The sequence below is a fragment of the Methanobrevibacter sp. TLL-48-HuF1 genome (assembly GCF_023617305.1).
GTDB lineage: Archaea > Methanobacteriota > Methanobacteria > Methanobacteriales > Methanobacteriaceae > Methanocatella > Methanocatella intestini.
Map to the genome: position 1 here is coordinate 1,607,297 of NZ_CP081485.1, position 26,394 is coordinate 1,633,690.

A 26,394-nucleotide genomic window follows, 5' to 3' on the forward strand; every position below is an offset into this window, starting at 1 on the left:
ATTTTTTAGGCTCTGTCAAGGACTTTGGTGATTTGAATTTTTAATTTTTAATTTCAAAAAATTTTTTAAATGCTTTTTTGGGTTTTATTTTTTAAAATAAGATAGTAAATTTAATATATTAAGTGGAGCTAATATATTAATATGAATAAAGACAATACAAAAGCTCCATGTTCTATATTGGAGGATAAACAACTTAAACTTTTCGATTTTTTTGAAGAATTTTCTGAATATGAATCTTATGGGGAGAAATTAAGCAATGGATGTTTAAATTCGGATGATAATTTAATTAGGCTTACTAAACATGGTAATTTTTATTTTAAATATAAATATGCATTTTGTCCTGATTGTTATTCCTCAAATGTTGTTAAAAATGGGAATTATGTTCGTAAATTGTATTTTTTAAATGTTGGAGAACAAAAATGTATTATTCAGAAATATAAATGTAAAAAATGTGGTAAAATTTTTTATACTGATATTAAATCTATTGTTGATGAAAATTGCAATATTACAAAGCCTGTAATAGAATATATCAATGAAATATACTCTGTTTCTGGAAATAGTATTTATAAAATTCAGTATATGCTCAAAAGATTCTTCAATGTAGATATTTCACATCAAAGTATTGAATCTTGCATAATATCTGATGAAAATGATGATATAAGTGTGAATGAATCTTATTCTGGATATTATTTGTTTGATAGTCTTTGGACTAAAATTAACGGTGTTTGGAACTATTTTTTAGTCTTATTTGATGTTAAATTGAATTCTGTTGTTTCTATGGATCTGGTGGAATCAGAGGATATTGGAACTATATATAAGTTTTTAGATGATTCCCTACGTAATCAGCCTAAGATTTGTATTGTATCTGATTTAAAAGATGAGTATCATCCAGCAATTGAAAAAGTTGGGGTTAGACATCAATTCTGTATGTTTCACACAAAACAAAAGATAAACAGGAACATTAGAGAGGATAAAAAAAGAAATAATTATTCTGATGAAGAATTGGAATACTTAAATTATTGTAAACAATTAGTTTTTGATGTTTTAGATGCTAATGATTTAGAATCTGCTAAAAAAGGTAGAGATTATCTTATTAGTATACAAAACAATTTGCCGAAAGTTATTTTTAATTTATTGTGGTTTTTCATCATTCCTTACTTTAAAACAATAACATTTCATCTTGAAAATAGTAATGTTCCAACTACAAGTAATAAAATTGAAAATTTCTTTCAAAAAGTTTTCCCTAAGCATATTAAAAAAACATTAAGAACTTTTGAAGGAGCTAGGACAAGATTTTCTCTCAAAACCAAATACTGGGTGCAGAGAAACTTCCGAGGCATTCATCACCAAAGTTATTGACAGTGCCATTTTTTAATCGCTAATATTTTATAATAGTTTATATAAAGTTATATTAGCAAACTAATTTAGGACAATATTATGGATCATAAAAAATATAAGAAAATAGCTGTTGGAGGAACTTTTGATAAGTTTCATGATGGTCATAAAAAGTTACTTACAACTGCTTTTGAGTTAGGTGAAAAAGTTGAAATTGGTGTAACTTCTAATGCTTTTGGTGGTCTTAAGGGGGATATTGACTCTTGTGAAGATCGGATGAAATGTCTTAAAGAATTTTTTGATGATAAATTAAATTATACTGTTATGGTTTTGGATGATGCATATGGAACTACTGTTTTTGATGAGGAATTTGATGCAATTGTAGTTAGTGAAGAAACTGAACCAGTAGCAGTTGAAATTAATGAAATTAGAGATTCTAAAGGAATGTCTCCATTAGATATTGTTGTTGTTAGCTTTGTTTTAGCAGATGATGGTCATCCTATTTCGTCTACACGAATTAGGAGTGGTGAAATTAATAAAAAAGGAAATATTTTAAGATAGTATTTTATTATTAAATTAAATCGACATGTTTATATATGCATTTCGACAATGTATTAATTGATATTAAAATATTATTTTTTCATAAAATAATTTTCATATCAAATTTGAGGTGGTTATATGGCAGTAAAAATAGATTCAGATCTCTGTGGTCACATTGAAAATTGTCCAGTACAAGGTTTATGTGTAAAGATTTGTGAACAAGGTGCTCTCATCGAAGAAGATGGCGATGTAACTGTTGTCCCTGAAAAATGTGATGACTGTGACCTTTGTATTCAAAACTGTCCTAATCAAGCTATATCTAAAGCATGAGGGATTTTAATGTTTAATGTTGAGAGGAGCGGGGAAGAAACCCGTAAGTTATCACATAACAATGATAGGTGTGTAGGTTGTGGAATTTGTACTGATGTGTGTCCAACATCTTCTTTAAGGTTAGGACCTATTGTACCAATTGCACGTGGTTTAATTGAAATGGATTTAGTTTCTGTAACTCCTAATACTTGTGTTTTATGCGGATTATGTTCTGTTGCATGTCCATTTGATGCTTTATCATTAACCATTAATGGTGAAGATATTAAAGAAACCGGAAATTATCCTGTATGGGAAGTTGAATCAGAAATTAATGATGATGATTGTATATATTGTGGAAGATGTTATTCTGTTTGTCCTAGAGACACTATATTGTTTAAAAGAGAGTTGCCATCTAGAGAAGATTTAGTTATTGGTGAAATTAGTGTCGATGAGGATAAATGTGTTTACTGCAGTATCTGTTCAGAAATGTGTCCTGCAGGAGCTATTAGTTTAACTAATAATTCAAAGTTCTCTAATGATTGTCTTAACAACACTATTGAGATAGATACTTCTAAATGTATTTACTGTGGTGTTTGTAAGAGAGCTTGTCCTCAAGATGCAATTAAAGCAGTATGTTCAACATGTATGTTCCAAGATCAAATTAAAGCTCCTGAAATTAATGGTACAGCATCCATTCTTAAAGATGACTGTGTAAACTGTTCATGGTGTAAGGAAGTTTGTCCTGTTGATACAATTAATGTAACTAAACCATTTGAAGGAACTTTAAAATTAGTTGAAACAGAAGAAGCAATATGTAAAGGGGATGCTTGTCACGCATGTCAAGATGTTTGTCCATGTGATGCAGTAGAAATTATTGACAATAAAGCGGTTACTAATTTAGATTACTGTAATTTATGTGGTGCTTGTGTCAATGCATGTCCACAAAACATTAGAGAAGTTACAAGAACTTCAATGAAATTAGATAATATCAATTCAGAGTCTTGGAAAGATATTTTAACTTCTAATCTTTTAAGTTAGAAAGAGAGATTTCATACTCTCTTTTCTAAATTTTATTTATTAAAAAGTTTCGTTCTTTTGTTATTACTGTTTTTAGTTTATTTTGAGTAGTACTTGTTATGTTGGAGATATAAGTTCCAATGAATAGTATTATTATAATTAAACCTCCAACAATTAAAATTAATTCGGCACTACTTTGTCCTTTGTTGTCTGTTTTCATTTTTTATCCTAATATGCTGTTGTTTTCACGAACTGTTGTTCTAACCTCGGATATATCGTCTTTTACTTTTAAATTGTTATCACTTGTTTGCATATATGATTTGTATATGGTTAAAGCAAAAATAGCTATAACTATCACTCCTCCAAACAGTAATATGTATTCTGCTGCGCCTTGTCCTGATTTTTCATTGTTGATTTTTTTTAAAATTTTCATATTTTCACCAGTAGTAATACTTATTTTTCATATTATATTAATATTACTATTTTTATAAAAATTATTATGCTATCTTTTTTTCTAAATTTCTCTTAAAAAACAGCATTTTTATCAACATCTTTATTAACTCTATTATACAAAGTTTAATTAATAGAATGGTTATAATTATTAATAGGTGAGATAGTGGGAAACACATTGAAATTAATTTCAGGTTTTATTTTATTTGTAGTTGGGGTTCTCATAATATATGAGGCAAATGTTTATAATTTGATAGACATTCTGCTAGTTATTGGTTTTATTATTGCAATAGTTGGCATAATCATGATTATCAGTTATTTTGTTGATGCTAATGCTGATAGAACATCTTCTATCGTTAAAGAATTTTTAGAATCTAATGATATTAGAACTCCATCATTTAATAAAAATTCTGATACCTCTAATGGTCCTTTAAAAATTAGAGATACTTTTGATAATTATTATGAAGATGACCTTCCAGAATATGAAGAGGAGTACTATGAAGAAACTCCTGACGAATACTTTGATTTTAATCAGGAAGATAACTCTAAAGCAGTTTTAAGGGTTCATAATGATAAATCCACAACTAATTTCGGTAATAATCTTAAATTCACTCCAAATTATGATAAACCTTTAAAAATCACTAGAAAACCTAAAAAACGTTCCCATAATTACGCTCAAAATGGATATGATAAGTCTGAAGAAATTAAAAGGGCACTACGTCAAGATGATGATTATATAAAAAATGATACATTCGTTCCACCTAAACCTAGAAAAATTACTGAACCAAGAAATATTAAAATAGATGTTAATCATCCTGAAAGTTTGCCTGTTCCTAAGTTGCTTAGAAGCTTTGTTGTTTATGGGGATGGTTTAATAACTTCCAGTGAAGCATTTGATAAACTGGCTACTGATGTAAATAAAGAGATAATGCTGGAAATCCCATCTTTAAATGATTTGTCTGACAGGTTTTTATCACATGTTCCAACAATTTATTCAAGAGTAATTATCAATGATTTTGATGTATCTGATATGTCTTATATGATTTTAGTTTCTTCACTTCTTAAACAGGGAGTACAAATTAAAACAGTTCCTCAAGTACATTCAATTAACTTGATTACTGATGATGATTATGCTATGATTATTTCTAAAGGTAGTGGTAACAGTGATGTGGAATATGGTGCTATTTATGAAGATAGGAAATCTATTTCAGAAATTAGAAATAGCTTTGAGAAAACATGGGATATTGCAGCAAATTTAGATGAAAATTTAGTTGCAGATTATATGAAATAGAGGTGGATTCAAATGGAAATTAGATGGTTAGGTCATTCAGCTTTTGAAATAATAACTGATGAGGGTTTAAATATTTTAATTGACCCTTTTATTAGTAACAATCCTGCTTGTCAAATACCTGTTGAAGAATTTAATCCGGATATTATATTGGTTACTCATGGTCATTCTGATCATTTAGGTGATGCAATGGAACTGTCCAATAAAAATAATGTTCCTGTAGCAGCAATTCATGAAATTTCTTTATTTTTATCAAAACAGGGAATTAACAATATTGGTGTAAATATTGGGGGATCATTCATATATCGAGGAGTTAAATTCACTATGCTTGATGCTAAACATTCTTCAGTATTGGACATTGTTGAAGAACCGCTTCCTGCTGGAGATGCAGCCAGTTTTTTAATAACTCTTGAAGACGGAACTAAACTCTTCCATGCAGGGGATACTGGATTATTTGGGGATATGAAAACAATTATTGGTGAAATTTATAAACCTGATATTGCATTGCTTCCAATTGGGGATAAGTTTACAATGGGTCCTTTTGAAGCAGCATTAGCTACAAGATGGATTAATCCAAAAGTAGCTCTTCCAATGCATTATAATACATTTCCACCAATTGAACAGGACCCATCTATTTATGCTAACTTTGTTAGTCAGTTAAATCCGAATATTGATGTGGTTATTTTAAATCCTGGTGAATATTTTGAATATAATCCTGAAAATTATCAGGATTAATTTTTTTCATATTTTTTTCTTAAGTGATATTCTTCGTCAATATCGCATTTTCCAGATGGCAACACTCTGATTATATCATCTAAAGTTATTAAGTCATCTTCGTTTATTTCATGAAGTATTTTTTTAGCTATTGCTGTTTTTTTAGTATATCCTGGTTTTAACACAATAAAATTGTCACAATGTGCTTCTAAAGCATCAACAGGACCTGCCATTAATCTTTTTCCTTCATAATCAACGATTCCAATAGCAATTCTTACTTTTGCACTGCGGATATAATTACGATTTCCTCTTATTACAAATGATCCTTTAGGCAGAAATTCTCCGGCTTCCGGTGTTTTTGTAACCTGCTCTGGGTTAACCCAAAATACATCCTGTGTTGTGAAACCTTTTGACCAAGCAGTTGAAAATGATGCTGCAAACTCTCCAGATTCTTTAAGGATACTGTCATTTATTTTACTGCCTTCTAGTTTTATCACTGTTGATGTTGCTCCATGTATATCTGCATGTAAATAAATGTCATTATTGTCCATATATTTTTTTACAACAGCTTCATTAGTGCCTGCATCTCTTCCTCCGATTACTAAAACATTGTCTGAAGTTACAAACCATCTTAATTTCTCATACCATTTAAGATTTTTCTTAACTCTCTTTTTAGGAATTGATATGTGTTCCATAGCTACTTCTTTTTTAGCTTTGATTTTTTCAAGTTGCTTTTTAGTATTTTCAATAGCTATTTCAGCACCTTTTGTTTTCTTTTTAGCTTTTTTAGCTTTTTCATAGTAAATTTCAGCATTTTCAGGAATAGTTAATTTTGGATCAATGTTTATTGAAGTTTCATTTAGTTTAAGTGTTAAAACACCCATTTTATCAATGGATTCAAAGATTTCTGCTTCTTTCAAACCATTTTTTTTAGCTTCTTTCAGAGTTTTTCCAATTTCTTTGTAAGAATAATCTTTACTTATAGCATCATTCACTACTTTTACTAAATTTTCTATGGCAGTATAATTAGAATAAATTACTTCTCCTTTATGTTGGCTAGTTTCAATTGTTTTATGGAAATTATCAAGTGTTTCTTCCTGTAGCTTCAACCTTTTTTCGAATTTGTTTACCTTTTTATTCCATGCAGCTTCTTTAATATTTTTAATATCACTATTTACCTTTTTGGAATAAAATTCATCACAGGCTTCATTAAAGTTATCGAAGTATGTTTTTTCAAATCCGTCATATTTTATCAAATCAAAAGCAACTACATCTTCGTTATTGTCTTTTTTAACAATTTGCGGTTTGAAATGTTCTTCTTGCAGGTTATCAAACAATAAATGAATTGCTTTATTTAAGTTAGCTATTTGACTTTCACTTAAATCAGCTGAAGGAGTATGTTTGTCAATTTCCTCAAATTCATTAGCCCTTTTAATAATTTCTTCAGCATATAAGCTTCCTAAATTGTTCATAGCTAATGTTCTAACTAAATCTTTGTCAGAATTAGCAAACAATTCTTTTAATTCACTTTTACTTGTATTGATAGGGTCAATTCCTCTTTTTTCAGGAAACTGGTATTCTTTTTTAGAACTGATGTCCCTATCACTGAAACGTTTTCTTTTAAGAGGCAATATAATGTTTGCATCTTCGTCTAAAAGAATAATATTTCCTTTATCAAATAATTCAACAACAATTGTATAATATTTGTCTTTTTTAACTTTAATTTCAATAATTCTATCAAAATTGTGCTGAGTTATACTAACTACATTAGCTCCTTTTATCCTTTTTCTTAAAAGCATAGGGAAAACAGGAGGATTGATAGGATTTTCAAGAGGATATTTGCTTGTATGAATTCTTTTACCGCATTCCATTACAAGATCAATCCTTCCGGTTCCCGCTACATGAAATCTCATTACAACAATATCTTTAGTTGGTTGAAATGATTTGTCTACTCTTGCACCGGTTAATAAATTATTTAATTCATCAGTTATTGTAAAAATGTCTACATTAGACATAGGTTTCATTGTTTACACCTTTTATTATAAATATCAATAGTTTAATATAGTATAATTAATAATAATTATATTTATTTAATTTTTTCGGAGGAAATAAATGGACACTACAATTAAAATAACAAGTCTTCATTTAGTAGTTGGTATCATTACAGGTATTATCTCTACTGGATTTACATTAAGCTGGTTTGGAATTAAAAATGATGTTTTTGCAACAGCACTTGCATTTATTATATTATATTTTGTTGGGCAATTTGCTCAAAAACAATTTGGAGATGAAATCTCCGGTTTTTCCCAATGGTTATGGGATGGAATAATGCCTTTCCTTGTTGGATGGATTATGACATATACTTTATTGGTGGCATATTTATAAACCACCATAAAATATCCAAATAAATACAATTACTAATGCAGTAATTAATAAAACTGGAGCTATAATTTTACTAACTGCAACAATTGAACTGATTGTTGATATTAACTCTGTTGAATTATTGGGGCCGAATGTATTAAGGTTTTTAATTCTTTTTGTTCCAGTTCCAACTTCAACTTCTTCTAAATCTTTTATAGCTTCGTTAATACTGATTTTTACATATTCAATAATTTCATCTCTTTTTACAATTCCAATTGGATTATATCCTCTTGATATTGTGTTAACTGTATGGGTATCAGTTGTCATTACTTCTATTTCATCAATATCCAAATCTTTTGTAGCTTCAATTATTTCTTGTCTAAATCCAATTTCCATATTGTTTGAATCAAATAGAACATATGCAGTTCTCTGATTAGCTACTTCTACAATCATGGTTTTAATACCGCTTTCACCAACACCCTCATTTTTATTTAAATCACTCATTGTGTCTTCATAACATCCTATTTTCAGATTGTCTCTTTGCTGATTACATTGAATTTTATCAATAACATCAATTAACTGGAATACCTCTTCATTTCCAGGCAGAACTTCTCCACTTTCTGGAGCAAAGGAATTGTGGCAGTCTACAATGACAGAATCTTTAACATTACATTTGCTTTTACTTTGAGTCATCATTGTAAGACCTACACCAAATTCAATATCATCACTGTCATTTGGTGCAAATGTACTTAAAATAACCATACCTTTATTAAAGAATTGCACTCCTATGTTTGCTTTTTCTGAGTGGTATCTGGTAAAAATACTTGCATCTTTTGTGTATTCAATTTCTTCCAATCCTTCTTTTATTGCATTTTCTATTTTGTCAATTTCAGTTGTTCTAACTGGATTGAAGTCATGAGTTGAAGGTCCGTGAGCTACCATAGTAAAATGGTCAAACTTATTTGCAAGTATTGTTGGCATATTTGAACCACCTAAATCTCCTAGAGGTCCCGGATGAACAAACGGTGAAACAAATAATGATTTTATCCCATTTTTCCCTTTGAAACTAATAAATGTAACCATTGTTTCAACAGTTTCACTCATGTTTTCAAATAATGATTCAAGAGAGTTGGATCCTTCATTCATATGAGCAATAAACAGACTAAGCAAATCCAGCATTCCAATACCAAGATTTTTCTTTAAAGGAGATCCGGCTATTGTAATAAATGAGTAAATAGCTAATATGAAAATAATACTTGCTATTATTACTTTTATTGTCATTTGAATTAAATCAGAACCTAAAAAGCTAGTGTCAGTTACTAAAAAAGTAATTAAAACATACATGGCCAATATAATCAATGGTTGGATTATTCCGACAGTTGCTGCTTTTGTAAAACTGATTTTGGACGTTGTCCAAAATACTAAAGTATTGACTCCGTAAATCAGAACACATCCGAATAATAATGAATTCAAAAAGAGGTCTGTTTCAAAAAAGTGTGTAAGAATTCCACCAATTATTAAAAGAATGCAGATAATAGTCATAGAAAGTGCTGATAAAAACATGGAATGTTTGATTTTTAAGTTAATACCATGTAAGCCACTTACAATTTGCTGATTAACTCCTCCACCAATTATTGAACTGATTCCAAGTATTATTAAGCTGAATAATCCTCCTAAAATAATATTCTCTATTATACCAAGTTCTGGACTTGGATTAATTATAAAGTAGACTGCTCCTGATATGAAGCTTATAATAAACATAGCCATTATTGATTTTTCAGTTTTGGGCAAGGTTGTAATATATTTAGATAGTCCGGCAACACTACTCATACTTGACATGGTAATTTATCCTTTTTTTTTGTTTTATACTCATATAAAAGTTGGTCCTACAAATATATTAAATTTGTCAAAATAGAAAACATTTTACTAATCGACCAGAGCATACTTTATTTAATTAAAATTTTGTCACGGCAGTATATTAAATTTAACATTGATTAGTTAATGTGGTGTATGTTGAAATGTTTTATATCAGGGCAGATATAATTAAAGGCATGAATGAAAATCTTTTTGAATTATTTGGTGATGTGTTTGTCACTGACTTTTCTATAACTGGAGACGACTATAAAAAAATCATTGATTTGGGTGAATATGGGCAGTTTGAAACATATTCATTATTTCCAGGAATCGTCTTAGCATTTATTGACATTAATTTGCAAAATCATGAAAAAATATATGTTGAAGAAAAAATTTCTTCAAGATTGCTTATGATAAATCATTGTTTGGACGGTAGATATGCTTATAGTGTTGGTGATAATGAAATAATTTATTTTGGAAAAGGAGATTTGTGCATTAATGTTTATGATATGACAAAAACATGTTCTGACTTTCCATTAGAATTTTATAATGGTTTGGAGATTTTCATTGATGTTGATATGGCTAATGATTATGTTAAGCAGTATATTCCTGATTTTGACTTGATTGAATTTTATGAAATTCTGAAAAAATCTCATGGATATGTATTGCTTCGTTCAAATAATAAAATTGACCATGTTATCGGTGAATTGTACCATGTTGACAATAGAATTAAATTATCTTATTTTAAATTAAAATGTCTTGAATTGTTATTGTTCTTTTCGATTACAAACTTTGATGTTCATGAAAATATTTCACTTACCAAGCAGCAGGTTAAAATTGTTGATGATGTAAAAAATGAGCTGATTAATGATTTGGAAAATAAAATTACTATAGATGAACTTGCAGATAATTATGGCATCAGCAAAACGACTTTAAAAAATTGTTTTAAAAAAGTTCACGGCAAACCTATTTTTAAATGGAGAAAGGAATATAAATTGGAATATGCCTGCAAACTAATCGAAGAGGGTTCATATACAATTTCGGATATATCAAAAATGGTGGGTTATTCATCACCTTCGAAATTCACTCAGGCATTTAAAGAATATATAGGTTGCACTCCGTCAGAGTATAAAAAATAGATTTTGTCTTTTTGGTATATTTATTGTCTTTTTAGTTCAAAAATATTTATATATTTAATTAAATAATACTTTATAGTAAATATTAGGTTATCTAGTTATTTTTAATTAAAATACATTAAATTATTTCTTAATTGTTTTTTTAGAATATTTTTAGTGTTTTGTCCTTTCAGATTAATTTTAAATTTTTAGGTAAACCTAAATTATTATTTGAGGCGATAATAATGCCAGAAACTCAAAATAAAAATAAATTTATTAGATTATTGAATTACTCGGGTAATTATAAATATTTGACAATTATAGGTATGTTTTTATCAGCTTTAAGTGCAATATGTTTATTGGTTCCGTTTATTTATATATGGGATGTAGTCAATGCCCTATTGGCGGTTGCCCCTGATTTTACAAAAGCCCAAAACTTGGATGTTTATGCGATAAATGCATTTACATTTGCAATACTGGGGATAACTTTAAACTTTTTTGGTCTGATGGGTACGCACTTGTCTGCATTTAAAAATGAGAAAAACATGAAAGATGCAGCTATAAACCATTTACTTAAGCTACCTTTAGGTTATTTTTCAAACCATACAAGTGGAGGTCTTAGAAAGATAATTGATTACAGTACTGCAAAAACTGAAGTGTTCCTTGCCCATCAATTGTTTGATTTAACAGGAGCTATCGTAACTCCAATAGTATTTTTAATTTTGTTATTTAGTTTTGATTGGCTTTTAGGGTTAATCTGTTTGATTCCAATCATATTGTGTTTTGTATTCATGTATCCTATGTTTTCAAAAGAATCCCGAAATAGTATGGAAAAATACGAGAAATATTTGGAGGAAATGAATGGGGAAGCAGTAGAATATGTAAGAGGAATTCCAGTTACAAAAGCATTTCAACAAAGTATTTACTCATTTAAAAACTTTATCAATGCCATTAAAAACTACGGAAAATTTTCGGCAGAATATTCTATGTCAACTCACATTCCGATGACTGCATTTACAGTATCCATCAACGGATTTTTTGCATTGTTAATTCCTGCAGGAATACTGCTTGCAGGATCAGTTGTAGATGTAAAATTCTTTGCAAACTTCATGTTTTACATTATTTTCACACCAATCTGCGCTGTAATGATGATGAAAATAATGACAGTTTCACAGGATTGGATGTTGGCAAGTTGTGCTTTAGACAGTATAGAGGCTATTCTAAATGAATGCCCTTTAGTTGACCCAATAAATCCTCAAAAACCTAAAAATCATTCAATAGAGTTTGAAGGGGTTTATTTTGATTATGAAAATGTTGATGGTGATGAACATATTTTAAATGATGTGAATTTAAAAATTAATGAAAATGAAACTGTTGCATTAGTTGGCCCTTCTGGAGGGGGCAAAACCACAATTGCATCATTAATTCCAAGATTTTGGGATGTTAATAAGGGTTCAATTAAAGTTGGGGATGTTGATGTAAGAGATATTTCAACAAAGGAATTGATGGAAAATATTTCTTTCGTATTCCAGAATACAACATTATTTAAAGATTCAATTTACAATAATGTCGCAATTGGTCGTAAGGGAGCATCAAGAGAGGATGTTAAAAAAGCATTGAGTTTAACCCAATGTGATGATATTATTGATGAGCTTCCAGATGGAATAGATACTGTAATAGGAAGTGAAGGAACATATCTTTCAGGAGGTCAACAGCAAAGGATTGCACTTGCAAGAGCGGTTCTTAAGGATGCTCCAATAATTATTTTGGATGAGGCAACTGCACTTGCAGATCCAGAAAATGAATACCTGATTCAAAAAGCAATTTCAGAAATTACTAAAGACAAAACAGTCATTATGATTGCACACAGATTGTCTTCAGTTAAAAATGTAGACAAAATTTATGTGGTTGAAAATGGAAGAATTGTTGAAGAGGGCAACCACCATACACTGGTTGATAGTGAAGGCATTTACTCTAGAATGTGGGATGAATTTAACCAATCAATTCAGTGGAAAGTTAAAAGTGAGGTGATATGATGTTATCTGAGTTTTTTACTAAAAGATTTGGACTTACAAAAGAGGGTTCCGACAATTTGATTAAAGGAATTTTCTATACTGCACTTTTGAATATATCATTTATGTTTCCCGTTTCTTTATATGCATTACTTATTTATCTGTGGGTGGAGCAATTAACAGGTGGTGAAATAATTGATCCAAATCTTGGAATATTTATTTTATTGATACTGATTGTTTTAGGAATTATTTTTGCCTTTGCATGGAAGCAGTATCACTTTGTATTCAATACAACATATGTTGAAAGTGGAAACAGAAGAATCAACCTTGGTGAGAATTTAAGGAAACTTCCATTATCCTTTTTTGAAAATAGGGATTTGGCTGATTTGACTGCAACAATAATGAATGATTGTACTGATTTGGAGCATGTTTTCTCACATGCGGTTCCGCAATTGCTGGGTTCAATCATTTCACTATGTATTGTTTCAGTGGGGATGTTCCTATTTGACTGGAGATTGGCTATTGCGCTTTTATGGGTAGTTCCTGTTGCATTCATAATCTTATTTATCTCCAAAAGACTTATTTATACTGGTGGGGATAGAATAATGGCTGATTTGCTTAATTGTGGGGATGCAGTGCAGGAATGCATTGAATCAATTGAGGATTTGAAATCCTACAATTGTGAAGAGGAATATTATGGAAAAATTGGCAGTTTAACTTCAACAATTGAAAAATCAAGAATTAATGCTGAATTAATGGCTACCTCAGGAGTAATAGTTGGAAAAGTTGTATTAAATTTAGGAATTGTATCTGTAATCCTTTTAGGTTCATATCTAATAATAAATTCGCAAATATCAATTTTTACCTTTTTAATATTCTTGATAGCATCTGCAACAGTTTATTCTCCACTGGAAAACGGATTGATATTTTTGGCAGAAATATTTATGATGGACAATAAAATTACAAGGGCTCAGGAAATTGAAAGTCTTGTAGTTGAAGGAGGTTTGGCTGATTATTCTTTGGACAGTTATGATGTCGAATTTGAAAATGTCAGTTTTAATTACGATGATTTGAAGGATGTTTTAACTGATATTTCATTTACTGCAAAGCAGGGTGAAGTTACAGCTCTTGTAGGGCCGTCCGGCGGAGGTAAAAGTACAGTTTCAAAGCTTGCCGCAAGATTTTGGGATCCTGTATCAGGTACAGTATCACTTGGAGGTCAAGATTTATCAAAATTGGACTCAGAAAAGCTTCTGGAAAACTTTTCAATTGTTTTTCAGGACGTAATATTGTTCAACAATTCAATTTTGGAAAATATTCGTGTTGGAAGAAAAGATGCAACTGATGAAGAAGTGATTGAAGCTGCCCGTCTTGCAGAATGTGAAGAGTTTGTTTTTAAACTTCCAAATGGATATGATACTGTAATTGGTGAAAATGGTGAGTTGCTCTCAGGCGGTCAAAGACAAAGAATTTCAATTGCAAGGGCACTTCTAAAAGATGCAAATGTAATTTTATTGGATGAAGCAACTTCATTTTTAGATGTTGAAAATGAATCTAAAATCCAAAAAGCATTGTCTGAGTTGATTAAAAACAAGACAGTCATCATCATTGCTCATAGGATGAGAACAATAGCTAATGCTGATAGAATTGTTGTTTTAGATGATGGCAAAATTGTGGAGCAGGGAATGCCTGAAGAACTAATTGCAGATAATGGTTTGTTTAAAAAGATGGTTGATTTACAGAACTTAAGTGGAGAATGGCAAATTTAGATTCTCCGGATTATTTTCATTAGTATAATATAAAATAGGAGGTAATATTAATGAGTAAAATGTTAAATGTAAAAGATTTAATCACTGTAGGTATTTTTGCAGTGATACTGACAGTTTCAATTTTTATTTTTGGAATGCTGGGATATATCCCAATACTGATGATTGCATTGCCGGTCATTGTAGCATTAATTGCAGGAATTCCATATATGCTGTTTTTAACAAGAGTTGATAAATTTGGAATGACTTCATTGTTGGGTTTGGTTTTGGGAATTGTAATGTTTTTAAGCGGTCACACATGGATTCCAATTGTAGTCTATACGCTTTGTGGATTGATGGCTGATGTAGTTTTAAAAATTGGAGATTATTCTTCTATTAAAAATTCAATTATCAGTTATGGATTTTTCTCATTGGGAATATTTGGTAATATGCTACCGTTTTACATTTTAAGAGATTATTTTGTTGAATCAATTCGTGCATCAATGGGAACTGACTATGTAAATGTAATTTTACCGTTTTTAACAAATGAAATGCTGATTATTTTGATAATTGCTACATTTGTTGTTGCTTTAATCGGTGCATATATTGGAAAAATTGTTTTGAAAAAACATTTTGAAAAAGCAGGTATTGCCTAAGGTGATATTATGGGATTAAAACTAAATTTTAAATTGGATCCAAGAACTAAAATTATAATTTTGGTTTTGATAAGTTTCATGGTTTTTAATGAAGTGCCGTTATACATTAGTGGAATTTTAGTTTTAATTCCATTTATTTGTTTATTTTTTTCAAATCGTATCGGTATTGCTTTAAGTTATATTTTAATGTATATTGTTGCAAAATATATTCAGATTTATCTTCTTCCAACTGCAACAGGCATAATTGCAATATTGATGATAATGTTTAGTTATACGACCACTAGAATGTTGCCTGTTTTGATGATGGGATATTATACAGTCACAACAACAAAAGTGAGTGAATTTATAGCTTCTATGGAAAAAAGCAATATTCCAAAAGAGGTCACTATTCCGCTTTCAGTTATCTTTAGGTATATTCCGTCAGTTTATGAAGAAATTAAATCAATAACCAATGCAATGAAAATGAGAGGTTTTGGTTTGAATGTTAAATCATTGAAAAATCCTTTAAAACTGGTGGAATTTTATATGATTCCTATTCTGGTCAGCGCTATTAAAACAGCAGATGAACTTTCTGCAGCTTCTTTAACAAGAGGATTAAGTAATCCTGAATCCAGAACTCATTTTATGGAAGTTAAATTAAATAAAATAGATTATACATTACTGACGGTTTCATTAATCGGTTTGGGAGTTTATGCATATTATTTTTTAGGTGGTGTCTTTTTTGCTTAAAATAGATAATGTTTCATTTTCATATGACAACAGTAAGAATAACTGTAATCTGGCAGATATTAATCAGAATATTGAAAAAGGTGAGGTCATTTTGCTTTGTGGTGAATCAGGTTGCGGAAAAACAACATTAACGCGTATGATAAATGGAATTATTCCCAACTTTTTTGATGGAACAAGACATGGAAATGTATATTTGGATGGTAATTTAATAAGTGAAATGCCAATTTATGAAATATCAAGATATGTCGGTTCTGTTTTTCAAAATCCAAAAACACAATTCTTCAATGTGGATACAACAAGTGAAATAGTTTTTGGGTGTGAAAATCTTGCAATGAATACTGATGAAATAAAAAATAGATTGAATTATGTTGTAAACGACTTTAGATTACAGCATCTTCTTGATAAAAATATTTTTAAATTATCTGGTGGTGAAAAGCAAAAAATTGCAGGAGCATCAGTATCTGCAGTTTTCCCAGACATATTTGTTCTTGATGAACCTTCATCAAATTTAGATTCGGAATCTAGCTGGGATTTGGAGGACATTATTAAGAAATGGAAAGAATCCGGAAAAACGGTTATTATAGCTGAACATAAACTGTTCTTTTTAAGTAATGTTGTTGATAGAGTTATATTTATGGAAAAAGGGCAAATTACTAATGAATGGTCTATTGACCAGTTCAGACATATTGACCATAGGGATTACGGTTTAAGACAAATAAATTTGAAAAAATTGGATGTTAATCATAGTGAGTATTATTCAAATAATCATGAAATGATTGAACTTAAAAATTTTAATTTTAAATATGGTAAAAATCAGGTATTAAGTATTGATGGAGTTAAAATCCCAAAAAATGAAATAATTGCAGTCATCGGAAAAAATGGTGCTGGAAAATCTACTTTTGCAAATTGTTTATGCGGACTTAAAAAGTCTTGTAAAGGGGAAATTATTTGGGGAGATAATCATTTGAAAAGAAAAAACTTGCTTAAAAAGACATATATGGTGATGCAGGATGTTAATCATCAATTATTCACTGAAAGTGTACTTGATGAAGTATTGCTGAGTATGGATGATGAAAATACAGATCGTGCTGAGGAAATATTAACAAACTTAAATCTGATTCATCTAAAAGAAGTGCACCCTATGGCATTGTCTGGCGGTGAAAAACAAAGAGTTGCTATTGCATCAGCTATTGCTTCAGATAAGGAATTTCTGATTTTTGATGAACCGACAAGCGGGCTTGATTTGAAGAATATGGTGAAAGTTAGTGAAAATTTAGTTTATCTTCAAAAATTAGGCATTACTTCATTTATCATTACTCATGATTTTGAATTAATAATGGAAGTGTGTTCCCATGTTTTGCATATGGAAGACGGAAAAATTATTGATAATTATAAAATAAATGAAGAAAAACTAGGAAATTTTTTCTTAAAAAATTGATTTGAAACATAATATACCATTAATTCTGATTATTTCAAGTTTTTAAACAGAATTAAAAATTTTAAACTAATTTTCATCAAAAAATTTTAAATCAACAAAGTTTTTGAAAAGAGCATCGGTGTCTACCCATTAAATTTATAAAAGCTAAAAATTTTATATATTTATAATAATTTACAAGGTGACCAAATGGAAAAAAATATTAAAGTGCCGGTTAAAAACGAAGATTTGACTGATTTGAAAATTGGAGATGTAATTACATTAACTGGAAACATTATAACTGCAAGAGATCAGGCGCATAAAAGAATTTTAGAACAGGGTGCCCCATTAGATATTGAAGGTGCAGCTATATTTCATGCAGGACCAATTATATCCAAAGATGAAAACGGATATAAAATGGTAGCTGTAGGTCCGACTACTTCTATGAGAATGAATCCTTATCAAAGTGATGTTATTGATATGGGTCCTAAAATAGTAATAGGTAAAGGAGGAATGGATGATACAGTAAGAAAAGCTTTAGTTAAAAACAATGCATTATATGTTGTAGCTACTGGCGGATGCGCAGCACTTTATGTTGATGCAGTTGAAGAAATTGAAAGTGTTGACTGGTTGGATTTAGGAATGCCTGAAGCTATGTGGAATTTAAAAGTTAAAGATTTTGGACCACTTATAGTAGCTATGGACAGTGATGGTAACAGTTTATACGACTAATTTTTAAATCAAATAAGAATGCTTATATAATATGTGAATTTTAACTATAATTTAGATTATATATAAATAAAGTTTCAGGATGTGTTATAAATGCCAGATATAAATGAACTTGCTGAAAAAAAATTGAAATCCAGAGTAAGAAAAATTAAAAAAGTAAATAAAAGTGATGAAGAAAAAGAAAAGTTTTTTGTACAGTTAGGAGCTTCTGTGGAAATATTTTTCCCTAATAAAAAACCTGAAGAATTAAGTGACAGTTTAATTTTATGGACAACTCCTGAAGGTAAAATTACTGATGCAGAATATTCTTATGAAGAACCTGAAAATGAACAGTTTGTTCAAATGCCAGTACCTGAAAAAGATTTAAAAGCATTTGTTGAAGCTTTCAAAGACTTTAAATTAGAATTTGACTCTGATTAGATGATAGTTAACAATTCTTTAGATGAAGTTAAAAAAAGAGAAAATGCTTTATCTATTATAAAAAACATCATTGAAACTGAAGGTCGCAGTGGATTATATGATTTAACTGGTTTGGCTGGAGGATTTATTGCTTCATCATCCCAATTAAGTTTACTTGAAACTTATGTAGGACCAGCTATTTTTGAAGATGAAATTCAGGAAGTTGGAAAAAGACATTTAGGTGGGGAAAAAATTCTTCCACTTAACAGAACCTCTTCAGGTATTTTAGCTACTGTTCTTTCATTAGTTGATAAAGGGTCTAATGTTGTGCATTACCTTGCCCAATTACCTGCCCATCCTTCCATTCCGAGAAGCTGTGAATTGGTTGGAGCTAATTATTTTGAAACTGATGATTTTGATAAATTTGAAATACCTGAAAATACTTCTTTAGTTGTTGTAACAGGTTCAACAATGGATCATAAAGTCATTGATGAAGATATTTTTAAAAAAGTCATTGAAATGGCTCACAAACAGAATATTCCTGTTATGGTTGATGATGCATCAGGAGCCAGACTTAGAACTGTTGTATTTAAACAGAAAAAAGCCTGTGATTTAGGTGCAGATATTGCAATTACCAGTACTGATAAATTAATGCCGGGTCCTAGAGGCGGATTAATGGCAGGTCGTGAAGATTTAGTTGATAAAATCAAAGTTAAAGCTAATCAATTTGGTCTTGAAGCACAGCCTCCAGCTATTTTAGCTATGATTAACGGTATTAAAAATTTTAATGGTGAAAATTTAATTAAAGGATTTTCAAGAAAAGAAGAACTGTTTAAATTATTAAGTAAGAATTTTAATGCTTTTAGTGAAACTCCAACAGGAGTCATGATTTCATCTCATGGTTTAGCTAGTGAAGTTAAAGTTTCACATAATTTATCTGATAATGATTTGGCATTTATTTTTGCATTTATATTATTAAAAGACTATGGAATTATTACAATTCCTCCAGTTTCAATGCCCGGTGCATCTACAACAATAAGATTTGATTTGTCTACAAAAGATGCATTTAATTTAGATTTAAATGATTTAAATAAAAAAATAGAATCTTCATTTAATAAGCTACAGGAAGTAGTTACAAATGAAGATAAATGCAGGGAGATTGTATTTACTTCTTAATTATACATTCTCCAGATATTACTTTTTCTAAAGTTCCATCAATTTTTTCCACAACTAATGATCCGTCTCTGCTGATACCTAAAACATAACCGTCATAAGGTTTGCTGAATGGTTCGTGTACTTCTACGATTTTTCCAATAGTGTAGGAGTTTTTTCTCCATTCTTTTAAGATAGTTTCGTATTCTTCATTTATGAACTGTTCGCTGATTTTTTCAAATTCTTCTAGGAATAATTTAATTAGAAGGTTTTCATCGACTTTTTCACCAATTTCATCATTTAATGTTGTCATGTTTTCCCGTAATTCTTCAGGGAAGTTTTCAATGCTTATGTTTGCATCAATTCCAACACCAATAATAACACTTTCAATAGTGTTAAAGCTGGTTATTGCTTCAGTCAGTATTCCACAGACTTTTTTGCCATGAATTAAAATGTCATTAGGCCATTTTATTTCGGCATTTTTAACACCTATTCTTTTTAAGGTATTTTCAACAGCCACACCAGTTGCAAGGGTAATTAATGGGATTTTGGAGTGGTTTACATTTGGATTTAATATAATTGATAACCAGACACCACCCAGAGGAGATTCCCAGTTTTTACCTGATCTGCCTCTAGCTTTTGTTTGCTTTTCAGAAATTACAACTGCTCCGTTTCCAACACCATTCATTGATAAAAATTTAGCTATTGTGTTTGTAGACATTACTTCATTAAATATATAGATATCTTTACCTATGTATTTGGTGTTTAAGTTTTTTGAGATTTCATCTCTTTTAATGTGTTCAGTTTCTTCTTTTCCAAGTTCTCTGACTAAATCAGAAAAATCACCAATCTCAATATTGCTTATTTCATCAATAGTTTTTTCAGATAATTTTCCCTCTTTTTTCAATAGCTTTACTATTTCATTTTGCATTTCTAAATCCCCAATTTATTTTTTATTCATTTGTTGGTTTTTAGCAGTATTTAAATAAGATCCAACAGCAGCAGAAATTGCAGCTATTTTTTTACTTGGCATAAAAGTGGATTTCATTTTATTTACATTTTCCAAATCTTCTGCAATCACATTAACCATTTCACTTTCAATACCGTTTTTGTATTGGTCAATAAAGTGAGTGTTTAAGTCACCACTAATAAAGTTAGGATTTCTTAAAATAGCTTTATGGAACGGAATTGTAGTTTTAACTCCTAAAATAATGTATTCGCTTAATGCTCTTTTCATTCTGGCTATGGAGTCATCTCTAGTTCTTCCCCAGGTTACTAGTTTTGAAATCATGGAATCATAGAAAGTAGGAATTGTATAATTCATATAAACTCCACTATCTAAACGTACACCAGGTCCTCCAGGAGATCTGTAACCGGTAATTTTACCAGGATTTGGTGCAAAATCGTTTAACGGATCTTCTGCATTAATACGACATTCTATTGCATGACCTGATACTTGTATATCTTTCTGTTCGTAACTGAGTTCATCACCATTAGCTATTCTGATTTGTTCTTTAATCAAATCGGTATTTGTAACAAGTTCGGTAATTGGGTGTTCTACTTGAATACGGGTGTTCATTTCAAGGAAGTAATATTGGCCATTGTCATATAAGAATTCAACAGTACCTGCACTGGTATAACCGATATATTCAGCAGCTTTTACTGCACTTGCTCCCATTTCAGCTCTAAGTTCTTCAGTCATAATTGGGGAAGGTGCCTCTTCAAGTAATTTCTGATGTCTTCTTTGGATAGAACATTCCCTATCAGCTACATGAATAACATTTCCATGTTCATCAGCTAATAACTGGAATTCAATATGTCTAGGTTTTTCAAGGTATTTTTCAATAAATACAGTTGAATCTCCAAAGTTTGTAGAAGCAACAGATTGTGTAGATTCAATTGCGCGCACTAATTCGTCTTCTTCATAAACAGCACGCATACCAATTCCTCCACCACCTGCAGAAGCTTTTACAATTACAGGATATCCAATTTGTCTAGCTATTTCTTTAGCTTCTTCAATGTCTGTAACTCCTTCAGGAGTACCTTCGATAACAGGAACTCCAGCTTTTTTCATAAGAGCTTTTGAAGTTATTTTATCTCCCATTTGATGGATCACGTCACCGGTAGGTCCTATAAGTTTAATTCCATTTTTTTCACATGCTTCACCAAATTTAGGGTTTTCAGCTAAAAATCCGTATCCTGGGTGAATAGCATCGGCTCCAGATTCAAGTGCAATATCTATGATTTTTTCTATATTTAAATAAGACTTGGCTGGGGAAGGATTACCTAAAGGGTAGCTTTCATCAGCATAGTTTGTATAAAGGGATGTTGTATCTGCATCAGAGTATATAGCTACGCTTTGGATATCAAGCTCACGACAGGCACGCATAACTCTTATTGCAATTTCTCCTCTATTTGCAATTAATATCTTTTCAAACATTCGAAACCTCTTTTTAATTTTTATTAATAATATAATTATATAAGAAATAATAATTAAATATGTTGTTTAGATGAAAAAAATTACTAAAAAGAAACATTTGGAAATGGCTATACAAAATGTTCCCAGTCATCCAAATCCGAAAGTAGACCTTGAACAGTATTCTACTCCTGCTGTTATTGCATCAGATTTGTTATGGAATGCATATTCTTTAGATGATATAGTAGATAAAAAAGTAATGGATTTAGGCTGTGGAACTGGAATATTTGCAATTGCATCTATGTTATTAGGTGCTACTTCTGCTGTTGGTGTTGATATTGATAAAGAATCCATTGATTTAGCCAGCAGTTACTGTGGGGATGTTGAATTTATATGTGGTGATGTTTGTGATTTGGAAAATGACTTTGATGTTGATACTATTTTTCAAAATCCACCATTCGGATCACAAAAAAATGCAAAAAAGGGGTCTGATTTAAAATTTATCAATAAGGCTATTGAACTGTCTCCAAAAGTTTTGTATTCCTTTCATATGGCATCAACTGAGGAGTTTTTAATTAGCTATTTTGAAAAAAATGATTTGGAAATTACCCATATTTTCAGATATAATTTTCCCATTCCTAAAATTTATGAATTTCATACAAAGGAATCTGCAAATGTTGAAATAATAGTAATTCGAGCTTTACTTTAAATTTTACTTATTTTAAATAGAAAAACAATACCTTTATATACTACATAATCTATATATTATATTAATATATTCCTTATGAGTATAAAAGTTGGTAGCATAATAAGATGGCTACAGATATTATAATTGATATAATATTTATAAAATGTATAAGTCTATTAGTGATAGCTATGTAAATGTAGGGAAATCTTTATATACTTTATTTTACTAATATTAAAATAATGTATAAAGATGAGCTATCTGTATTTATTCCGAATTCTTTTCTATCTGAATCTAAAGATCTTAAAGTTCGTACTTTTAAAGTGGGAGTTTTAGGTAGAGCTTTAGCAGTATTTCAGATTGATAATGTTGTTATTTATAATGATGACCACATTAAAAATGAAAATGGGGAAGAAGATGGAGAATTTATTGCTGAAGTTTTAAATTATATGAACACTCCTCAGTATTTGAGGAAAAGTGCATTTCCTATAATGCCAGAACTTAAGCATGTAGGTATTCTTCCACCACTTAGAGCTCCTCATCATCCAGTTAATAGTCAACCAGACGTGGGCGACTATAGACAGGGATTTACTGTTAAAAGAAATAAGAAAGGAACTTTTGTGGATATAGGTATGGATAAACTTGCATTCTGCAAAGAGCAACTTACTGTTAAGAAAATTTTTAACTTTAAGATTACAAAAATTGCTAAGAAAGAAGTAATAGTCACACCTGATAAACCAGATGACATTTACTGGGGATATAATGTAATATCCTCTAATAAGAGTCTTAAAAATAGCTTAAAATTAATTAAACCAGATTTTGTTGTTGAAACTACAAGATATGGGGATTATATTGATTCTATTTTTGATGAATTAAAACTTAAAGTAGATGAATTTAAAAATATTGCTATTTTGTTTGGTGGCCCATATTCTTCAATTTCAGAGGATGTTTCTAGCAGTAATTGGGAACATATTAAGTTAAATACTATCCCTAACCAAGGAACTGAAACTGTTAGAACTGAAGAGGCAGTTGTCGCTACACTTTCTTTATTCAACATTTTGAGATTTTAATTCTCTTTATTAATTATTAGTTTTTATACATGGCTAATAGATAATTTGCTCAACTTTTTATACATTGATGTTTTTAGGACTCTCCTAAAAATTACTTAGCGCAGAATGGTTTATACATTAAACGAGCGCTTAATTATGTTTCAATTAATTTCGCTCAAAAGAATATATTAAACTTTGATGTTTATTTAACTGTGATTTTATTGCGGTTATTTATTACTCGGATAATATTATACTTGGTGTAATATTACCCAAATCTGAAAATAGCTATTTATAGCTATTATTTAAAAATTTGAATATAATAAAATAAAGGAAAATATTAGTTAAGGAGGTAAAATAAATGGTAAGACATCACCAGCCAAGAAAAGGGTCTGTTGCTTTTAGTCCAAGGAAAAGAGCAGCTAAAGAAACCCCTAGGATAAAATCTTGGCCACAAAATGATGAACCAAAATTACTCGGCCTCGCAGGTTATAAAGTCGGTATGACTCACGCGTTAGTGACTGATTCTGACAAAAACTCTCCAACTAATGGTATGGATGTTTTCACTCCAGTAACCGTATTGGAAGTACCTCCAGTCGTAGTAATGGGAATTAGAGCATACGAAAAAACTTCTCGTGGATTAAAAGTGATCACCGAAGTACTTGCAGATAATTTAGATGAAGAACTCTCAAGGAAAATTTCTCTTCCTAAAGAATACAATAAATCTGAAGCTATTGCAAAAATACAAGGTGTATTAGACAAAACTGAAGATATTAAAGTTTTAGTCCATACTAATCCAAAAGTAACTAGCGTACCTAAGAAAAAACCGGACATATTTGAATGTGGTATTGGAGGAGCAAATCCTGAAGAAAAATTAAATACTGCATTAGAATTATTAGGTAATGAAGTAAAAGCTAGTGATATCTTAAACGAAGGTCAATTTGTAGATGCAATTGCAACTACTAAAGGAAAAGGATTCCAAGGTGTAGTTAAAAGATGGGGAATCAGAATTCAATATGGTAAAGCTGTAAGAGCAGGTAAAGGAAGACATGTAGGTTCTATTGGACCTTGGACTCCATCAAGAACCATGTGGACTGTAGCACAAGCAGGTCAAATGGGATACCATAAAAGAACTGAGTTTAATAAAAAAATCTTAAAAATCGCATCTGCTGATGAAGTTGATCAAATTAATCCAGATGGAGGATTTGTAAAATATGGTCTTGTTAAAAATGACTATGTTTTAGTAAAAGGTTCATTACCAGGTCCATCTAAAAGATTAGTTATTTTAAGACAACCTATTAGACCTAATAAAAAGTCTGAGGATATGCCTCAAATAAACTACATAAGTACAAAATCTAAACAAGGGGTCTAATCATGAAAGCAAACGTTTATTCAATGGAAGGGGAAGTTAAAGAAGAAATCGAACTTCCAGCTATTTTTAATGAAGAATACAGACCTGATTTAATAAAAAGGGCTGTTATTTCAGCACAAACCGCTAGAGTACAACCATGGGGTAATGATCCTAAAGCAGGTAAAAGAACTTCTGCAAAAGGTTGGGGATCCGGTAGAGGTACAGCTAGAGTACCTAGGATTAAAAACGGTTCCAAAGCAGCATTTGTACCAATGGCTGTTGGTGGTAGACGTGCACATCCTACAAGAGCTGAAAAAAATCATCACGAAAAAATCAACATAAAAGAAAGAAGATTTGCAATCAGATCTGCTGTAGCAGCTACTGCAAATAAAGAACTTGTTGAAAACAGAGGTCACAAATTAGGAGACCTTGAACAAGTACCTATTATTGTTGAAGATGATATTTGTTCTGTAAAAACTACTAAACAAACTCGTGAAATTTTCCAAAACTTAGGAGTTTACGATGACATTACCCGTGCTAAAGAAGGTAAAAGAATAAGAGCGGGTAGGGGTAAAACCAGAGGAAGAAAATACAAAAAAGTAAAAGGACCTCTTTTAGTAGTCGGTGAAGATAACGGTATCAAATTAGGTGCAAGAAACCATGCTGGTGTAGATGTAGTAACTGTTGAAAACTTAAATGCAGAATTATTAGCACCAGGTACTCACCCAGGAAGACTCACTATTTTCACTAAATCAGCTGTTGAAAAATTAGGAGGTTTATTCCAATAATTTTGGATAAATAAGGTGATTATTATGGATTCATACTCAATTATTATTAAACCTCATGTTACTGAAAAAACCATGAATTTAATCGATAAAAATAATGAGATTACTTTTGTTGTAAAACGTAGTGCTAACAAAGGTCAAATTAAAAGGGCTTTTGAAGAGTTATACGAAGAAAAAGTAGCTAGAGTAACTACTCATATCACTCCTCGTGGTAATAAAGTAGCATTTATTAAACTTGTTGAAGAAGAAATGGCAGAAGAACTCGCTGTCAAAATAGGAGTATTCTAAGGAG

The 26,394-nt window shown here is 30.4% G+C and carries 27 protein-coding genes; 21 read left to right on the forward strand and 6 right to left on the reverse strand.

The genetic code is table 11. The features are described from left to right. The first annotated feature begins 141 nt into the window (after nt 1-141). The 4 genes from K4897_RS07580 (at nt 142) to fwdF (ending at nt 3,222) form a co-directional block, all read left to right on the forward strand. On the forward strand, nt 142-1,359 hold the full coding sequence (locus tag K4897_RS07580) for a hypothetical protein (protein ID WP_250415713.1): 1,218 nt from the start codon (nt 142-144) through the stop codon (nt 1,357-1,359). A gap of 78 nt (nt 1,360-1,437) precedes the next feature. After that, nucleotides 1,438-1,896, forward strand: a complete 459-nt coding sequence (locus K4897_RS07585; protein WP_250415904.1) for a phosphopantetheine adenylyltransferase — start codon at nt 1,438-1,440, stop codon at nt 1,894-1,896. A 117-nt stretch (nt 1,897-2,013) separates the two neighbouring features. Continuing rightward, nucleotides 2,014-2,205, forward strand: coding sequence for a 4Fe-4S binding protein (locus K4897_RS07590; protein WP_250415905.1), 192 nt, complete (start codon nt 2,014-2,016; stop codon nt 2,203-2,205). Between the two features lie 9 nt (nt 2,206-2,214). Then, nucleotides 2,215-3,222, forward strand: a complete 1,008-nt coding sequence (gene fwdF, locus K4897_RS07595; RefSeq protein WP_250415907.1) for a tungsten-dependent formylmethanofuran dehydrogenase subunit FwdF — start codon at nt 2,215-2,217, stop codon at nt 3,220-3,222. Nucleotides 3,223-3,247: 25 nt separating this feature from the next. Here the strand turns inward: fwdF and K4897_RS07600 are convergent, their stop codons facing one another. Then, nucleotides 3,248-3,421, reverse strand: coding sequence for a class III signal peptide-containing protein (locus K4897_RS07600; protein WP_019266566.1), 174 nt, complete (start codon nt 3,419-3,421; stop codon nt 3,248-3,250). Nucleotides 3,422-3,424: 3 nt separating this feature from the next. Continuing rightward, nucleotides 3,425-3,634 (reverse strand): class III signal peptide-containing protein, encoded by a 210-nt coding sequence (locus K4897_RS07605; protein ID WP_019266565.1) that lies wholly within the window; start codon nt 3,632-3,634, stop codon nt 3,425-3,427. Nucleotides 3,635-3,817: 183 nt separating this feature from the next. On the opposite strand from K4897_RS07605, the gene K4897_RS07610 reads away from it, so the two are divergent. Then, entirely contained in the window at nt 3,818-4,942 is a 1,125-nt protein-coding gene (locus K4897_RS07610; protein WP_250415908.1) for a hypothetical protein, read from the forward strand. A gap of 12 nt (nt 4,943-4,954) precedes the next feature. Then, nucleotides 4,955-5,674: a metal-dependent hydrolase gene (locus tag K4897_RS07615; protein WP_250415910.1), complete on the forward strand. Its 720-nt coding sequence runs from the start codon at nt 4,955-4,957 to the stop codon at nt 5,672-5,674. Here the strand turns inward: K4897_RS07615 and rqcH are convergent. Further along, entirely contained in the window at nt 5,671-7,677 is a 2,007-nt protein-coding gene (rqcH, locus tag K4897_RS07620; protein WP_250415912.1) for a ribosome rescue protein RqcH, read from the reverse strand. The two genes, K4897_RS07615 and rqcH, sit on opposite strands and share 4 nt — an antisense overlap. A gap of 88 nt (nt 7,678-7,765) precedes the next feature. On the opposite strand from rqcH, the gene K4897_RS07625 reads away from it, so the two are divergent. Continuing rightward, complete coding sequence (locus K4897_RS07625; protein ID WP_019264671.1) at nt 7,766-8,038, forward strand: hypothetical protein; 273 nt, start codon at nt 7,766-7,768, stop codon at nt 8,036-8,038. Here K4897_RS07625 and K4897_RS07630 read toward each other — a convergent pair. Continuing rightward, complete coding sequence (locus tag K4897_RS07630; protein ID WP_019268672.1) at nt 8,033-9,853, reverse strand: DUF2070 family protein; 1,821 nt, start codon at nt 9,851-9,853, stop codon at nt 8,033-8,035. The genes K4897_RS07625 and K4897_RS07630 overlap by 6 nt on opposite strands. A gap of 179 nt (nt 9,854-10,032) precedes the next feature. Here K4897_RS07630 and K4897_RS07635 point away from each other — a divergent pair, with 179 nt between their 5' ends. From K4897_RS07635 to K4897_RS07675, 9 genes are all read left to right on the forward strand, one after another. Further along, nucleotides 10,033-11,007, forward strand: a complete 975-nt coding sequence (locus tag K4897_RS07635) for an AraC family transcriptional regulator (RefSeq protein WP_250415914.1) — start codon at nt 10,033-10,035, stop codon at nt 11,005-11,007. 221 nt (nt 11,008-11,228) lie between these two features. After that, the gene (locus K4897_RS07640; protein ID WP_250415915.1) at nt 11,229-13,019 is read left to right on the forward strand and encodes an ABC transporter ATP-binding protein; all 1,791 of its coding nucleotides are present in this window, start codon (nt 11,229-11,231) and stop codon (nt 13,017-13,019) included. Then, the gene (locus K4897_RS07645; RefSeq protein ID WP_250415916.1) at nt 13,019-14,764 is read left to right on the forward strand and encodes an ABC transporter ATP-binding protein; all 1,746 of its coding nucleotides are present in this window, start codon (nt 13,019-13,021) and stop codon (nt 14,762-14,764) included. Before K4897_RS07640 ends, K4897_RS07645 begins: the two co-directional genes overlap by 1 nt. A gap of 50 nt (nt 14,765-14,814) precedes the next feature. Next, entirely contained in the window at nt 14,815-15,396 is a 582-nt protein-coding gene (locus K4897_RS07650; RefSeq protein ID WP_019262787.1) for an MptD family putative ECF transporter S component, read from the forward strand. A gap of 9 nt (nt 15,397-15,405) precedes the next feature. Further along, a complete protein-coding gene (locus K4897_RS07655) occupies nt 15,406-16,125 on the forward strand; it encodes an energy-coupling factor transporter transmembrane component T (RefSeq protein ID WP_250415918.1) in 720 nt (239 codons plus the stop codon). Beyond that, nucleotides 16,118-17,563, forward strand: coding sequence for an ABC transporter ATP-binding protein (locus K4897_RS07660; protein WP_250415920.1), 1,446 nt, complete (start codon nt 16,118-16,120; stop codon nt 17,561-17,563). Before K4897_RS07655 ends, K4897_RS07660 begins: the two co-directional genes overlap by 8 nt. Nucleotides 17,564-17,749: 186 nt before the next feature. Continuing rightward, nucleotides 17,750-18,271, forward strand: coding sequence for a FumA C-terminus/TtdB family hydratase beta subunit (locus tag K4897_RS07665; RefSeq protein ID WP_019264663.1), 522 nt, complete (start codon nt 17,750-17,752; stop codon nt 18,269-18,271). A 90-nt stretch (nt 18,272-18,361) separates the two neighbouring features. After that, nucleotides 18,362-18,688: a hypothetical protein gene (locus K4897_RS07670; RefSeq protein WP_019264662.1), complete on the forward strand. Its 327-nt coding sequence runs from the start codon at nt 18,362-18,364 to the stop codon at nt 18,686-18,688. After that, on the forward strand, nt 18,689-19,843 hold the full coding sequence (locus tag K4897_RS07675) for a TIGR03576 family pyridoxal phosphate-dependent enzyme (RefSeq protein WP_250415921.1): 1,155 nt from the start codon (nt 18,689-18,691) through the stop codon (nt 19,841-19,843). On the opposite strand, the gene K4897_RS07680 is transcribed toward K4897_RS07675, so the two are convergent. Next, nucleotides 19,833-20,750 (reverse strand): biotin--[acetyl-CoA-carboxylase] ligase, encoded by a 918-nt coding sequence (locus K4897_RS07680; protein ID WP_019264660.1) that lies wholly within the window; start codon nt 20,748-20,750, stop codon nt 19,833-19,835. The two genes, K4897_RS07675 and K4897_RS07680, sit on opposite strands and share 11 nt — an antisense overlap. Before the next feature lie 15 nt (nt 20,751-20,765). Further along, nucleotides 20,766-22,259, reverse strand: coding sequence for an acetyl-CoA carboxylase biotin carboxylase subunit (locus K4897_RS07685; protein WP_019267791.1), 1,494 nt, complete (start codon nt 22,257-22,259; stop codon nt 20,766-20,768). Nucleotides 22,260-22,329: 70 nt separating this feature from the next. Between K4897_RS07685 and K4897_RS07690 the strand changes: the two genes are divergently transcribed. From K4897_RS07690 to K4897_RS07710, 5 genes are all read left to right on the forward strand, one after another. Further along, nucleotides 22,330-22,944: an METTL5 family protein gene (locus tag K4897_RS07690; protein ID WP_250415923.1), complete on the forward strand. Its 615-nt coding sequence runs from the start codon at nt 22,330-22,332 to the stop codon at nt 22,942-22,944. Between the two features lie 218 nt (nt 22,945-23,162). Then, nucleotides 23,163-23,990 (forward strand): putative RNA uridine N3 methyltransferase, encoded by an 828-nt coding sequence (locus tag K4897_RS07695; protein ID WP_250415924.1) that lies wholly within the window; start codon nt 23,163-23,165, stop codon nt 23,988-23,990. A 337-nt stretch (nt 23,991-24,327) separates the two neighbouring features. After that, nucleotides 24,328-25,338 (forward strand): 50S ribosomal protein L3, encoded by a 1,011-nt coding sequence (rpl3p, locus tag K4897_RS07700; RefSeq protein ID WP_019266554.1) that lies wholly within the window; start codon nt 24,328-24,330, stop codon nt 25,336-25,338. 2 nt (nt 25,339-25,340) lie between these two features. Next, nucleotides 25,341-26,105 carry a 50S ribosomal protein L4 gene (gene rpl4p / locus K4897_RS07705; protein WP_019264655.1) on the forward strand — a complete coding sequence of 255 codons (765 nt, stop codon included), beginning with the start codon at nt 25,341-25,343 and terminating at the stop codon, nt 26,103-26,105. A gap of 24 nt (nt 26,106-26,129) precedes the next feature. Beyond that, the gene (locus K4897_RS07710) at nt 26,130-26,390 is read left to right on the forward strand and encodes a 50S ribosomal protein L23 (RefSeq protein ID WP_019264654.1); all 261 of its coding nucleotides are present in this window, start codon (nt 26,130-26,132) and stop codon (nt 26,388-26,390) included. The last annotated feature ends 4 nt before the right edge of the window (nt 26,391-26,394 follow it).